This window comes from Brevundimonas sp., from assembly GCF_032017145.1.
GTDB lineage: Bacteria > Pseudomonadota > Alphaproteobacteria > Caulobacterales > Caulobacteraceae > Brevundimonas.
Genome location: NZ_DALZQC010000003.1, coordinates 38,949 through 51,414, shown reverse-complemented (window position 1 = coordinate 51,414; position 12,466 = coordinate 38,949). Strand labels below are relative to the sequence as shown.

Here is a 12,466-nt window from a genome sequence, read left to right as displayed (position 1 = left end):
CCGCCCCTCCTCGTCTCGATGACCAGGTTAGCGAACGATTTCGACCCTGTCGCGGGTCGGTTTATCGAAGGACGTCAGAGGTGGATCGTGCGTCCGTAGGCGTCCAGCGCCGCCTCGTGCATGGCCTCCGACATGGTGGGGTGGGGATAGACGATGCCGTGGATGTCCTCTTCCGTCGCCTCCATGGCGATGGCGGTGACGTAGCCCTGGATCATTTCGGTGACTTCATGGCCCATCATGTGGGCGCCGATCAGGGCGCCGGTCTTGGCGTCGAAGATCACCTTGACGAAGCCGTCCGGCTCGCCCGCCGCCACGGCCTTGCCGTTCACGCGGAACGGGAAGCGGCCGATCTTGACGTCGCGCTTCTCGGCGCTGGCGGCCTGTTCGGTCACGCCGACCGAGGCGACCTGCGGTTGGGCGTAGGTGCAGCCGGCGATGGGCGAATGGACGTTCGGCGTCTTGTAGCCGGCGATGTGCTCGGCGGCGTGGATGCCCTCATGCGACGCCTTGTGCGCCAGCCACGGCGCCCCGGCGCAGTCGCCGATGGCGTACAGGCCCTTGACGTTGGTCTGGCAGTGGCTGTCGGTCTTGATGTGGCCGCGATCCAGTTCGACGCCCAGCGCCTCCAGGCCGATGCCGTCGGTGTTGGCGGTGATTCCGACCGCCGAGATGCAGACCTCGGCCTCCAGCGTCTCGGCCTTGCCGCCGATCTCGACATCCACCTTCACGCCGGTCGCGCTCTTGGAGACCTTGGTCACCTTCGCGCCGACCTTGAACTTGATGCCGCGCTTTTCGAACGACTTCTGCGCGGCCTTGGAGACCTCTTCATCCTCCACCGGCATGATGCGGTCCACGGCCTCGACGACCGTCACCTCGGCGCCCAGGGCGCGATAGAAGCTGGCGAACTCGATGCCGATGGCGCCCGAACCGATGACCACGAAGGTCTTGGGCAGTTTCTTGGGCGCCAGGGCGTCGCGATAGGCCCAGATCTTGTCGCCGTCGGCCTCCAGACCGATCTGCGGCAGGGCGCGGGCGCGGGCGCCGACGGCCAGCATGACCGACTTGGCCTCGACCGTGCGCGACCCGCCGGCCTTCAGGGCGATCACGATCTTGGGCGCCGCGGCGCCCTTCTCAAGCTTGGCGGCGCCCTCGATCACCTCGATCTTGTTCTTCTTCATCAGGAAGGCGACGCCCTTGTTCATCGTCGCCGCCACGCCGCGCGAGCGCTGGATGATGGCGTCGAAGTCGAACGACGCGCCGGACGCCGATAGGCCGTAGTCCTTCAGGTGCGACAGGCTCTCGAACTTCTCGCCCGACTTCAGCAGGGCCTTGGTCGGGATGCAGCCCCAGTTCAGGCAGATGCCGCCCAGATTCTCGCGCTCGACGATGGCGACCTTCTGGCCCAGTTGGCTGGCGCGGATGGCCGCGACGTAGCCGCCGGGGCCCGAGCCGATGACGACGAGATCGAATTCAGCAGCCATTAGATCAACTTCTCGATGTCGGCCTTGATGGCCTCGGGTTCAGTCTGCGGGGCGTAGCGGGCGACCACCCTGCCCTCGCGGTCGGTCAGGAACTTGGTGAAGTTCCATTTGATGGCCTGGGAGCCCAGGAAGCCGCGCTTCTGTTGGGTCAGCCAGGCGTAGAGCGGATGCCGGTTCGGCCCGTTGACCTCCACCTTGTCGAACAAGGGGAAGCTCACGTCGAAACTGGTGGCGCAGAAGGCGGCGATCTCCGCCGCCCGGCCCGGCTCCTGATTGCCGAACTGGTTGCAGGGAAAGCCCAGCACCTCGAACGGCGCATCCGCGAAATCCCGGTGCAGCTTCTCCAGACCGTCATACTGGCCGGTGAAGCCGCACTTGGACGCCGTGTTCACGATCAGCAGCGCCTGACCGCGAAAGCGATCCAGCGAGACGTCCGCGCCGTCGATGGCCCGGGCGGAGAAGTCATAGACCGAGGTCATGACCTCACCCTCCCCTTACGCCAGCATCGCGACGGGGTCTTCGATCAGCGGCTTGAACGCCTGAAGGAAGCGGGCGCCGGTCGCGCCGTCCACCACGCGGTGATCGCAGGTCAGGGTCACGGTCATGACGGTGGCCGCGACGATCTGGCCGTCCTTGACGACGGCGCGCTGCTCGCCCGCGCCCACGCTCATGATGCAGCCCTGCGGCTCATTGATGATCGAGGTGAACTGCTTGATGCCGAACATGCCCAGGTTGGACACCGAGAAGGTGCCGCCCTGGAACTCTTCGGGCTTCAGCTTACGGTCGCGGGCGCGCTTGGCCAGATCCTTGGACTCGGTCGCGATCTGCGCCAGACCCTTGGTCTCGGCCTTTTTGATGATCGGCGTGATCAGGCCGCCGTCGATGGCCACGGCCATGGAGACGTCGGCGTTGTGATGCATGGCGATGCCTTCCGGCGTGTAGGAGGCGTTCGCTTCCGGCACGGCCTTCAGCGCCAGGGCGGCCGCCTTGATGACGAAGTCGTTGACGGAGACCTTGACCCCCTGCGGCTCCAGCATCTTGTTGACCTTGGCGCGCACGGCCATCAGCTGATCGATCTCGACATCGATGAACAGCGGGAAGTGCGGCACGTTCTGAACGCTGTCGACCATGCGACGCGCCACGGCCTTCTTCATGCCGTCCAGCGGGATCAGGTCGTAGCTGCCGTCGGGAATGCCCATCTGAGCCAGCGATTGCGCCTTGCGCGGTTCGGCTGCGGCGGCGGCGGTCGTCGTCGCGGTCGACGCGGCTGCGGGCTGGGCCGAACCCTTGCCGGCGGCCTCCACGTCGCGCTTGACGATACGGCCATGCGGGCCGGTGCCCTTGATCGACTTCAGATCGACCCCGTTCTGGGCAGCGATGCGACGCGCCAGGGGCGAGGAGAAGATGCGTTCGCCGTCGTCGGACTTGGGCGCCGCCGGCGCCGGCGCAGCGGCGGCCTTCGGAGCCTCGGCGGCAGACGCAGCCTTGGCGGCCTCCTGCGGTTTGGCGGCGGGCGCGTCTTCGGCTTTGGCGGCGGGCTTGGGCGCAGCAGCGCCGCCCTCGTCCTTCAGGCGGGCGATGGGCGTGTTGACCTTCACGCCCTCCGTACCCTCGGCCACCAGAATGTCGGTGACTTCACCTTCGTCCACGGCCTCGACCTCCATCGTGGCCTTGTCGGTTTCGATCTCTGCGATCACGTCGCCGGCGGACACGACGTCGCCGACCTTGACGTGCCACTTGGCCAGCACGCCCTCCTCCATGGTCGGAGACAGGGCCGGCATCAGGATATCGGTCATCAGGCGTTTCCCCCGGTTTGCGTGGTCGGCTCGGCGACGGTGCGGACGTCGTTCGCCTTTACCACTTCGCTGAGACCTTCGAGGATGCGGTGGTAGGCCGCGGTTTCATCGTGATCGTGACGCACGGCGTAGCCATGAGCCATGTGACGCGCCGCATAGGCCAGCAGACGGCCGAACTGGATCGGATCGTTGAAGGCGGGCTTGACCGCCATCACCGGCTCTTCCTTCGACCACCACATCCGCAGCAGTTCGATGGCCTGGGGATCAGCCGCGACGCTGTCCGGCGTCGTCAGCATGAACTCCGAAGCCTCGGTCACGCCATCACCTGCTTCACGGCGGCGACGATCTTGTCAGCGCCCGGCAGCGACAGGGCTTCCAGATTGGCGGCGTAAGGCAGCGGCACGTCTTCCTGGTGCACCCGCAGCGGCGGCGCGTCCAGATAGTCGAAGGCGTGTTCGATCACGCGGGCCACGACCTCGGCGCCCACGCCCATCGGACCCCAGCCCTCTTCGGCCGAGACCAGACGGTTGGTCTTCTTGACGCTTTCGACGATGGTCTCGTGATCCATCGGACGCAGGGTGCGAAGGTCGATCACCTCGGCCTCGATCCCTTCTTCGGCCAGCTTCTCGGCGGCCTGCAGGGCGAAGCCGACCATACGGCTGTGCGCGGTGATGGTGACGTCCTTGCCTTCACGGCGAACCTTGGCCTTGCCGATGGGCAGGACATAGTCCTCGACCTCCGGCACGTCGAACTCCAGGCCGTACATCATCTCGTGTTCGAGGAAGACGACGGGGTTCGGATCGCGGATGGCGGCTTTCAGGAGGCCCTTGGCGTCGGCGGCGTCATAGGGCGCGATCACCTTCAGACCCGGAACCTGGGCGTACCAGGCGGAATAGTCCTGGCTGTGCTGGGCGCCGACGCGGCTGGCGGCGCCGTTCGGACCGCGGAAGACGATGGGCGCCTTGATCTGACCACCCGACATATAGAGGGTCTTTGCGGCCGAGTTGATGATGTGGTCGATCGCCTGCATGGCGAAGTTGAACGTCATGAACTCGACGATCGGCTTCAGGCCCGCCATTGCGGCGCCGACGCCCAGGCCGGCGAAGCCGTGCTCGGTGATCGGGGTGTCCACGACGCGCTGGTCGCCGAACTCCTGCAGCAGGTCGCGGCTGACCTTGTAGGCGCCCTGATACTGGGCCACTTCCTCGCCGATCAGGAAGACGCGGTCGTCACGACGCATCTCCTCGGCCATGGCGTCGCGCAGGGCGTCGCGCACCGTCGTCTTGGCCAGTTTGGCGTCAGCCGGGATTTCCGGGTCGCGCAGTTCGACCTTGGGCGTCGAGGTCTGGGCGGGGGCCTTTTCGGGATCGCCGGTCTTGCCTTCGGCCGTCGCCTTGGGCGCATCGGCTTCGGCCTTGGCGGCTTCAGCCTTGGGCGCCGGAGCCGCCGCGCCGTCCTCGCCGGCTAGACGCGCGATCGGCGTGTTGACCTTCACGTTCTCGGAGCCCTCGGGCACCAGGATTTCCAGCACCTCGCCTTCGTCCACGGCCTCGACTTCCATCGTGGCCTTGTCGGTTTCGATTTCGGCGATCACCTGGCCGGCCGACACGGTGTCGCCCGCCTTGATGTGCCATTTGGTCAGCGTGCCCTCTTCCATCGTGGGGGACAGCGCCGGCATCAGAATGTCGGTCACGGATCAGGCCTCCACGTAGACGTCGGTATAGAGCTCGGACGGATCGGGTTCCGGGCTCTCTTGGGCGAATTGAACAGCTTCGGCGACGATCGCCTTGATTTCGTTATCGATGGCCTTCAGCTCCTCTTCGGTCGCCTTGGCGGCCGACAGCAGCATCTTCAGGTGATCGATCGGATCGCGAGTCTTCTTAACCTCGTCGACCTCTTCCTTGGTGCGGTATTTCGCCGGATCGGACATCGAGTGACCGCGATAGCGATAGGTCTTCACTTCCAGGATGAAGGGGCCGCCGCCTTCGCGGGCGCGCTTCACCGCGCGGGCCGTGGCGTCGCGCACGGCCAGAACGTCCATGCCGTCCACCTGCTCGCCCGGAATGCCGAAGCTGGCGCCGCGCTGGTACAGTTCTGTCGTGGACGACGAGCGTTCGATGCTCGTGCCCATGGCGTACTGGTTGTTCTCGATGATGTAGATGGCCGGCAGCTTCCACAGCTGCGCCATGTTGAAGCTCTCGTACACCTGACCCTGATTAGAGGCGCCGTCGCCGAAATAGACGAAGGCCACCGAATCGTCGCCGCGATACTTGCCGGCGAAGGCCAAGCCGGTGCCCAGCGCCACCTGGGCGCCGACGATGCCGTGACCGCCGTAGAAGCCGGTCGGCACGTCGAACATGTGCATCGAGCCGCCCTTGCCCTTGGACGACCCGCCGCTGCGGCCGGTCAGCTCGGCCATGACTTCCTTCGGATCCATGCCAGCGGCCAGCATGTGGCCGTGGTCGCGGTAGCCGGTGATGATCTTGTCGTGGCCCTGTTTGACGCTTTCCTGAACGCCCACCGCCACGGCTTCCTGGCCGATATACAGGTGGCAGAAGCCGCCGATCAGACCCATGCCGTACAGTTGGCCCGCGCGCTCCTCGAAGCGGCGGATCAGGACCATCTCGCGATAGAAGCGAAGCAGGTCTTCCTTGGACGCCGTCGGCGTATTGGGCAGTTTGTCAGGCGTGGTCGTCTGAGCGGATTTGGCTGGGGCTTTCGCCATCCGGTATCTCCCGGCTAGGCGTCAGGAAGCGACGCCTTCTTATCGTTACGGAAGGGGGCTTTAGCAGTCTTCCTTCCCGGAACGCAAAGGGGTGCGGGCCGGGCTGTAACAATAGTTCAAGTGGCCGGGGCGCTTCAGCCCTGCGCAGCCGGCGCCGAGACGCGGATCACATAGTCGCGCGGGTCGGAAAAGCCTAAGACGGCGCGTGCGCGTTCCTCCAGCAGATCGCGCGACAGGCTGTCGGTACGCAGATATCGAACCCGCGTCTCCAGGTCGCGGCGCTGTTCGGTCAGATGCGCCAACTGATCTTCGCGCTGACCCAGCAGCGCATCGCGCGAGGCGCCGCTCAGCAGCCCGCGCTCACCCGTCAAAGCCTGCACGCCGAGATAGGCGAGCAACAGCAGCAGGGCACAGGATACGCGGTAAGGTTTCATCCGTTCGGGCACTTAAGACGCTCCTTCTGAGCGCGAGAACACAGTTCATGAACCGTGCCCGAAAATGCCTAACGAAATGTAGCTTGACCGTAAGAAAGTCGGCGAAGAACGCTGATTCTCCGCCGACAATTCCGATGCTTACTTCAACAGCATGCCGTCGCCGAAATAGACGCCCTGGTTGCCCAGCATCTCTTCGATCCGCAGCAGCTGATTGTATTTGGCCACCCGGTCCGAACGGGCCAGCGAGCCGGTCTTGATCTGTCCGCAGTTGGTGGCGACGGCCAGGTCGGCGATGGTTGAATCCTCGGTCTCGCCCGAACGGTGGCTCATCACGGCGGTGTAGCCGGCGCGCTGGGCCATATCGACCGCATCCAGCGTCTCCGAAAGCGTGCCGATCTGGTTGACCTTGATCAGGATCGAATTGGCCAGCCCTTCGCCGATGCCGGCCGCCAGACGCGCCGGATTGGTCACGAACAGATCGTCTCCGACCAGTTGAACCCGGTCGCCCAGACGCTCGGTCAGCAGGCGCCAGCCGTCGAAATCATCCTCGGCCATGCCGTCCTCGATCGAGACGATGGGGAAGCGCTCGCACAGATCGACCAGATAGGCGGCCATGCCGTCGGCGTCGACGGTCTTGCCCTCGCCGGCCATGATGTATTTGCCGTCCTTGAAGAACTCGGTCGAGGCGACGTCCAGACCCAGATGGAAGTCCTCGCCCGCCAGATAGCCGGCGGCCTGCCCCGCCTTGGTGATGAAGCTCAGCGCCTCTTCGGCCGAGGCCAGATTGGGGGCGAAGCCGCCCTCGTCGCCGACGTTGGTGTTGTGGCCGGCGTCCTTCAGTTGCTTTTTCAGCGCGTGGAAGATCTCCGTGCCCATCCGCACGGCGTCGGTGAAGGTTTCCGCGCCGGTCGGCAGGATCATGAACTCCTGGATGTCGATGGGATTGTCGGCGTGGGCGCCGCCGTTGATGATGTTCATCATCGGCGTCGGCAGGACGCGGGCCGAGACGCCCCCGATATAGCGATACAGCGGCAGGCCCGACGAAATGGCGCTGGCCTTGGCCGCCGCCAGCGACACGCCCAGAATGGCGTTGGCGCCCAGACGGCCCTTGTTGGGCGTGCCGTCCAGTTCGATCATCGCCTCGTCCAGGCGGCGCTGGTCTTCGGCGTCCATGCCCGACAGGGCGTCGAAGATTTCGCCGTTCACGGCGTCGACGGCCTTCTGAACGCCCTTGCCGCCCCAGACGTCCTTGTCGCCGTCACGCAGTTCGACGGCCTCGTGCGCCCCGGTGGAGGCGCCCGAGGGTACGGCGGCGCGGCCGAACGAGCCGTCGTCCAGAATCACATCCACTTCGACCGTCGGGTTGCCCCGGCTGTCGAGGATCTGGCGGGCGACGATGTCGGCGATGTCGGTCATGGCTCGGCTCTTTGGCTCAAGGCGGAAGTGAAGTCAGACGGGTTTAGCCGCCTGCCCGCCAAAGGCCAATGCCGCCGTGCGCCGTCAGGTCAGGAACAGCCTTCGACCAGCTGGATCGACGGATCGCCGGCGTGGATCGCCATGACCTTGCCGTCCGTTCCGATCTCGTAGCGGACGCCGCGCGCGGACGGATCGGTGACATAGCTGGTCGATCCGCCACGCGCCCAGGCGAACAGGTCTTCGGCCGGCGCGGCCTGATATTTGTGGGGCTGGGCGAAGATCGACCCGCCGTAGGCCTGCTTCACCGCCATGGCCGTGTCGCCCAGGCCGAAGCCGCGGTCTGTCTTGATCCTGGCGTCGTGCATCAGGGTGATTCGCGTCAGCTTGCCGTCCTGAATCATGACGTTGACGCCCTGCGGCGCGCGGGCGGGATGGAACTGGTCGCAGACCTCGGGCTCCGCGCCGCCGACGGCGTTCGGGTTGGTCCGATCGCCCCAGGCGGCGACCAGATCGGCCTTGCTCATGCCGATACGCGCCGCGCCTAACCCTTCTGCGGTCAGGATGTTGGGATCGGCGGCAGGCGTCGCGGCTGGAGACGTCTCCGTCGGCGTCAGCGCGACCGGGGTCGCGTCAGACGGGGCCTCTGCAGTCCGCCGTTCATCACGCCCGCAGGCGGCGAGGGTCAGAAGCGCGCAGGCGCTGACGGCGGTGAGACGAATCATCATGCGGTGATCTCCAGTAGAAGCTTCACCGCGCACAACGCACGAAAACGGCGCGCGGATCACCGCGCGCCGCAAATTCTCGCTCGACCTTAAGGGCCGACGTCCGAAAAAGACCTAGTCTTCCTTGGGCGTGATGACCTGACGACCACGATAGGTGCCGGTCTTCAGGTCGATGTGGTGCGGGCGCTTCAGCTCGCCCGTGTCCTTGTCCTCGACGTACACGTTCGAGGTCAGGGCGTCGTGGGCGCGGCGCATGTTGCGACGCGAGGGGGATACTTTGCGCTTCGGAACGGCCATGTCCGTCTCAATCTTCTAAGTCGGGCGCCGCCCAGAGCCTAAGCCTGTCTGGCGCGAAAACGATAGCGGCGGCCCCCAACCCTCATCAGAGGTCTGCAGAGCCGCCACGCGAGGCGCGGCTTATGCATGAACCGCGCGACGATTTCAAGGCGTTTAAGCAGGCGTCAGACGACGCACGATCCTGGCCGGATTGCCGACCACCACGACGTCTGACGGCACGTCCCTGGTCACCACCGCGCCGGCCCCGATGACCGAGCGATCCCCAATGGTCACGCCGGCCAGAACGATGGCACCGCCGCCGATCCAGACATCGTCGCCGATGACGATGGGCTGGGCGGTTTCCTCGCCCCGGCGGGCGACCGCATCCAGCGGATGCTCGGGCGTCAGCAGTTGAACGCCCGGCCCGGCCTGGAAGTTGTCGCCGATTCGAATCTCCGCGCAGTCCAGGAAGACGCAGTTGGCGTTGGCGAAGGCCCGCGCGCCCAGATGGATGTTGACGCCGTAGTCGCAGAAGAAGCCCGGCATGATCACCGCCTTACCGTCCGCGGCGTTCACCAGTTGGTTGACCAGGGCGCTGCGACGGTCGCGATCCGGTTCGGCGTTGATGGCGACGGTCAGGCCCACGGCCCGGGCGCGTCCGTCCCGCAGGTCCGCGTCGCCCGGATCATAGGGCAGGCCCGCCAGCATCTTCTCGCGCTCTTTCATTGCGTCTCCGTCAGGGCGTCGGCCACGGCCTCGCCGATGGCCAGGGAACTGGTCAGGCCGGGGCTTTCGATGCCGAACAGAGCCATCAGGCCGTCGATGCCGTGATGCTCGCGCCCATGCAGTTGGAAGTCCGGCTGCGATTCGCCCGGCCCATGCAGCTTGGGTCTGATCCCCGCATAATCCGGCGTCAGGGCGCCGTCGGGCAGGCCGGGCCAGAAGCGGCGGATATAGCGCGCAAACTCATCCGCCTTGGCCGGATCGACCGAATAGTCCTCGACCTCGACATAGGCCAGATCGGGGCCGAACACCCCCTGCCCGCCCAGGTCCTTGCGATAATGAGTGCCCAGGGCTCCGGGAATGGGCGGTGGATAGATCAGCCGGTCGAACGGCGCCTTGCCCATCAGCCGGAAATAGACGCCCTTGCCGAAATGACCGGGCGGGATGTCCTGGGCCGGATATCCCTCGATGTCCGACGCGACGGCTTGGGCCGACAGGCCGGGCGCGGTGACCAGAAGGCGGCTGGTGACGGTCATCGCCCCCTCCCCGCCGACGCGGACGGAGAACCCGCCGCCCGACATCGGCTCGGCGCCCTCGAACGGGGAGGATGTCACGACAGACCCGCCCGCATCCTCGATCTCGCCCTGGAGGGCCAGCATGTAGCCGTGACTATCGAACAGGCCGCTCTCGGGCGACAGGATGGCGGCGTGAGCGTTCAGTTCCGGCTCCAGCGCCCGCGCCTGGGCGCCGGTCAGATGCGCCAGACCCTCCACACCGTTCGCCGTCGCCTGTTCGAAGATGGCCTCGATCCGCCCGACCTCGGCCTCCTCGGTGGCCACGACCAGCTTGCCGCATTTCCAGTGGTCGATCTTGCGACTGGCCAGAAAGTCATAGAGCGCCCGCCGCCCCTCGACGCAGAACTTCGCCTTCAGGGAGCCGGTCGGATAATAGAGGCCGCCGTGGATCACCTCGGAATTGCGCGAGGAGACGCCCTGGCCGATGTGGCCCTCCTTCTCCAGCACCAGCACCGTCAGACCCCGTTTCGACAACGCCCGACCGCAGGCCAGGCCCACAGCCCCGGCGCCCACGACGGTCGCGTCAAAATCAAACACGCTCAGCAAAACTCAGCCATCTTCGGGCTCAAGAACAGCAACAGAGGCCACAACGGAAGGATTGCAAAGCCCCACCAAGCGCGTGGCTCATTGCGGACAGCAAACGCTTGCCAGCCATTTATCAGAACGCCGATGATGGCGATCGGCAAGGTCAATGCGCTCATGACGAAAAGATAAGCAGGCCATCCTGCACACGAGTCACCCGCCGTCCCAGACATGGCCGCAAAGATCAGCAGCATCGGAGAGGCCAAGACAAATGCACACGTCGAAAGAATAAGAACCGTGAGCAGAATCCAACTGCGACGTTTGTATAATACAGGCTTGGGTTCCGACATCGGGCGTCCTCAGCGAAAACGCCTGGCGGCTTCGCTTTCAAAACACCCTATCAGCTTTTCCACCGCCCGGTCGAAGTTGGCCGACAGCATCAAGTCCAGCATTCGCGACTTGAAGGCGAAGTCGATCATGAACTCCAGCCGCGTGCCTTCGGGATGCGGGAAGAACTCCCAGCGGTTCTTCAGGTGTTTGAACGGCCCGCGCAGCAAGCCGACCTCGACCTTGGGCGCATTGCGATCATGCCGGACCCAGGTGGAGAACCGCTCTTTCAGAAACGAAAAGCCGACGCTGGCCTCCGCATCCTGCAAACCGACGCCCTCGCCTTCCTCGCGCACGTTCCAGACGCGCATCGACGTCACCCACGGCACGAAGTCGGGATAGGCGCGCACGTCGGCGACCAGATCGGCAAGCTGTTCTGGCGCATAGGGAAGAATGCGCGTGACGCGGTGGACGGCCATGAAGGACTTAGCGCTTCAGCTGCGCCTCGCGCGCGGCCTTCAGCCGGGCGAAGTCGTCGCCGGCATGGTGCGACGAGCGCGTCAGCGGCGACGAGGACACCATCAAAAAGCCCTTCGCCCGAGCGATCGCCTCATAGGCCTTGAACTCTTCCGGCGTGACGAAGCGGTCGATGGCGGCGTGCTTGCGCGTCGGCTGCAGGTATTGGCCGATGGTGATGAAATCGACGCCGGCGGACCGCATGTCGTCCATCACCTGCATGACCTCTTCCTTGGTCTCGCCCAGTCCGACCATGATGCCGGACTTGGTGAACTGCTCGGGGTCGCGCTCCTTGACCATCTGCAGAAGGCGCAGGGAGTGGAAGTAGCGGGCGCCCGGCCGGATCTTCAGATACAGGCGCGGCACGGTTTCTAGATTGTGGTTGAAGACGTCCGGCTTGGCGTCGATCATCACGGCCGCCGCCCCGTCCTTCCTCAGGAAGTCTGGCGTCAGGATCTCGATGGTCGTGTTCGGCGCCTGCAGGCGGATTTGGCGCACCACCTCGGCGAAGTGGGCGGCGCCGCCATCGGCCACGTCATCGCGGTCGACCGAGGTGATGACGACGTGGTTCAGGCCCATCTGCTGCACCGCCAGACCCACCTTGCCCGGCTCCTCCGGGTCCAGCGGCTGAGGAAGGCCCGTCTTGACGTTGCAGAAGGCGCAGGCCCGCGTGCAGGTGTCGCCCATGATCATCAGGGTGGCATGCTTCTGGCTCCAGCACTCTCCAATGTTCGGGCAGGCCGCCTCCTCGCAGACCGTCACCAGCCCCTTGGAGCGGACGATGTCCTTGGTGGCGTTATACTGACCCGAACCGGGCGCCTTGACCCGCAGCCAGTCGGGCTTTTTCAGAACCACCGATTCCGGCCGGTTCTGCTTTTCCGGGTGACGCAGCTCCGACGGCTTGCGCTGCAGGGTGTCGATCAGGGTGACCATGGCCGGTATTTCGGCTTTCC

15 protein-coding genes are annotated in these 12,466 nt (G+C 65.4%); all 15 read right to left on the bottom strand.

What is annotated here, in order from left to right; genetic code table 11:
• Positions 1 to 74: 74 nt before the first annotated feature.
• The 15 genes from lpdA to lipA all read right to left on the bottom strand — a co-directional run bounded on the left by lpdA (position 75) and on the right by lipA (position 12,446).
• Positions 75 to 1,481 carry a dihydrolipoyl dehydrogenase gene (lpdA, locus tag RTU05_RS01090; protein WP_312594982.1) on the bottom strand — a complete coding sequence of 469 codons (1,407 nt, stop codon included), beginning with the start codon at positions 1,479 to 1,481 and terminating at the stop codon, positions 75 to 77.
• Complete coding sequence (locus tag RTU05_RS01085; protein ID WP_312594981.1) at positions 1,481 to 1,960, bottom strand: glutathione peroxidase; 480 nt, start codon at positions 1,958 to 1,960, stop codon at positions 1,481 to 1,483. The genes lpdA and RTU05_RS01085 overlap by 1 nt, the downstream gene beginning before the upstream one ends.
• A 15-nt stretch (positions 1,961 to 1,975) precedes the next feature.
• A complete protein-coding gene (locus RTU05_RS01080) occupies positions 1,976 to 3,277 on the bottom strand; it encodes a pyruvate dehydrogenase complex dihydrolipoamide acetyltransferase (RefSeq protein WP_312594979.1) in 1,302 nt (433 codons plus the stop codon).
• Positions 3,277 to 3,594: a DUF5076 domain-containing protein gene (locus RTU05_RS01075; protein WP_312594977.1), complete on the bottom strand. Its 318-nt coding sequence runs from the start codon at positions 3,592 to 3,594 to the stop codon at positions 3,277 to 3,279. The genes RTU05_RS01080 and RTU05_RS01075 overlap by 1 nt, the downstream gene beginning before the upstream one ends.
• Complete coding sequence (locus RTU05_RS01070; RefSeq protein WP_312594975.1) at positions 3,591 to 4,970, bottom strand: pyruvate dehydrogenase complex E1 component subunit beta; 1,380 nt, start codon at positions 4,968 to 4,970, stop codon at positions 3,591 to 3,593. The genes RTU05_RS01075 and RTU05_RS01070 overlap by 4 nt, the downstream gene beginning before the upstream one ends.
• Before the next feature lie 3 nt (positions 4,971 to 4,973).
• Entirely contained in the window at positions 4,974 to 6,002 is a 1,029-nt protein-coding gene (gene pdhA, locus RTU05_RS01065; protein ID WP_312594973.1) for a pyruvate dehydrogenase (acetyl-transferring) E1 component subunit alpha, read from the bottom strand.
• A gap of 134 nt (positions 6,003 to 6,136) precedes the next feature.
• Positions 6,137 to 6,436, bottom strand: coding sequence for an FtsB family cell division protein (locus RTU05_RS01060; protein ID WP_409411578.1), 300 nt, complete (start codon positions 6,434 to 6,436; stop codon positions 6,137 to 6,139).
• Between the two features lie 138 nt (positions 6,437 to 6,574).
• Entirely contained in the window at positions 6,575 to 7,852 is a 1,278-nt protein-coding gene (gene eno, locus RTU05_RS01055; RefSeq protein ID WP_312594969.1) for a phosphopyruvate hydratase, read from the bottom strand.
• A gap of 89 nt (positions 7,853 to 7,941) precedes the next feature.
• A complete protein-coding gene (locus RTU05_RS01050) occupies positions 7,942 to 8,577 on the bottom strand; it encodes a hypothetical protein (protein ID WP_312594966.1) in 636 nt (211 codons plus the stop codon).
• A gap of 111 nt (positions 8,578 to 8,688) precedes the next feature.
• Positions 8,689 to 8,871: a 50S ribosomal protein L32 gene (rpmF, locus tag RTU05_RS01045; protein ID WP_026108365.1), complete on the bottom strand. Its 183-nt coding sequence runs from the start codon at positions 8,869 to 8,871 to the stop codon at positions 8,689 to 8,691.
• A gap of 153 nt (positions 8,872 to 9,024) precedes the next feature.
• A complete protein-coding gene (locus RTU05_RS01040; RefSeq protein ID WP_312594964.1) occupies positions 9,025 to 9,576 on the bottom strand; it encodes a sugar O-acetyltransferase in 552 nt (183 codons plus the stop codon).
• Entirely contained in the window at positions 9,573 to 10,691 is a 1,119-nt protein-coding gene (locus RTU05_RS01035) for an NAD(P)/FAD-dependent oxidoreductase (protein WP_312595027.1), read from the bottom strand. The genes RTU05_RS01040 and RTU05_RS01035 overlap by 4 nt, the downstream gene beginning before the upstream one ends.
• On the bottom strand, positions 10,688 to 11,020 hold the full coding sequence (locus RTU05_RS01030; RefSeq protein ID WP_312594963.1) for a hypothetical protein: 333 nt from the start codon (positions 11,018 to 11,020) through the stop codon (positions 10,688 to 10,690). Before RTU05_RS01030 ends, RTU05_RS01035 begins: the two co-directional genes overlap by 4 nt.
• Before the next feature lie 9 nt (positions 11,021 to 11,029).
• Complete coding sequence (locus RTU05_RS01025; protein WP_312594961.1) at positions 11,030 to 11,476, bottom strand: type II toxin-antitoxin system RatA family toxin; 447 nt, start codon at positions 11,474 to 11,476, stop codon at positions 11,030 to 11,032.
• Positions 11,477 to 11,483: 7 nt separating this feature from the next.
• Positions 11,484 to 12,446, bottom strand: coding sequence for a lipoyl synthase (gene lipA / locus RTU05_RS01020; protein WP_409411577.1), 963 nt, complete (start codon positions 12,444 to 12,446; stop codon positions 11,484 to 11,486).
• Between the last annotated feature and the right edge of the window lie 20 nt (positions 12,447 to 12,466).

Bases quoted from the DNA above. Each gene is read 5' to 3' on its own strand.
- RTU05_RS01080 (WP_312594979.1), bottom strand. From the start codon at position 3,277: ATGACCGATATCCTGATGCCGGCCCTGTCTCCGACCATGGAGGAGGGC.
- rpmF (WP_026108365.1), bottom strand. From the start codon at position 8,871: ATGGCCGTTCCGAAGCGCAAAGTATCCCCCTCGCGTCGCAACATGCGC.
- RTU05_RS01060 (WP_409411578.1), bottom strand. From the start codon at position 6,436: ATGAAACCTTACCGCGTATCCTGTGCCCTGCTGCTGTTGCTCGCCTAT.
- RTU05_RS01050 (WP_312594966.1), bottom strand. From the start codon at position 8,577: ATGATGATTCGTCTCACCGCCGTCAGCGCCTGCGCGCTTCTGACCCTC.
- RTU05_RS01025 (WP_312594961.1), bottom strand. From the start codon at position 11,476: ATGGCCGTCCACCGCGTCACGCGCATTCTTCCCTATGCGCCAGAACAG.
- lipA (WP_409411577.1), bottom strand. From the start codon at position 12,446: ATGGTCACCCTGATCGACACCCTGCAGCGCAAGCCGTCGGAGCTGCGT.
- eno (WP_312594969.1), bottom strand. From the start codon at position 7,852: ATGACCGACATCGCCGACATCGTCGCCCGCCAGATCCTCGACAGCCGG.
- RTU05_RS01030 (WP_312594963.1), bottom strand. From the start codon at position 11,020: ATGTCGGAACCCAAGCCTGTATTATACAAACGTCGCAGTTGGATTCTG.
- RTU05_RS01040 (WP_312594964.1), bottom strand. From the start codon at position 9,576: ATGAAAGAGCGCGAGAAGATGCTGGCGGGCCTGCCCTATGATCCGGGC.
- RTU05_RS01085 (WP_312594981.1), bottom strand. From the start codon at position 1,960: ATGACCTCGGTCTATGACTTCTCCGCCCGGGCCATCGACGGCGCGGAC.
- lpdA (WP_312594982.1), bottom strand. From the start codon at position 1,481: ATGGCTGCTGAATTCGATCTCGTCGTCATCGGCTCGGGCCCCGGCGGC.
- pdhA (WP_312594973.1), bottom strand. From the start codon at position 6,002: ATGGCGAAAGCCCCAGCCAAATCCGCTCAGACGACCACGCCTGACAAA.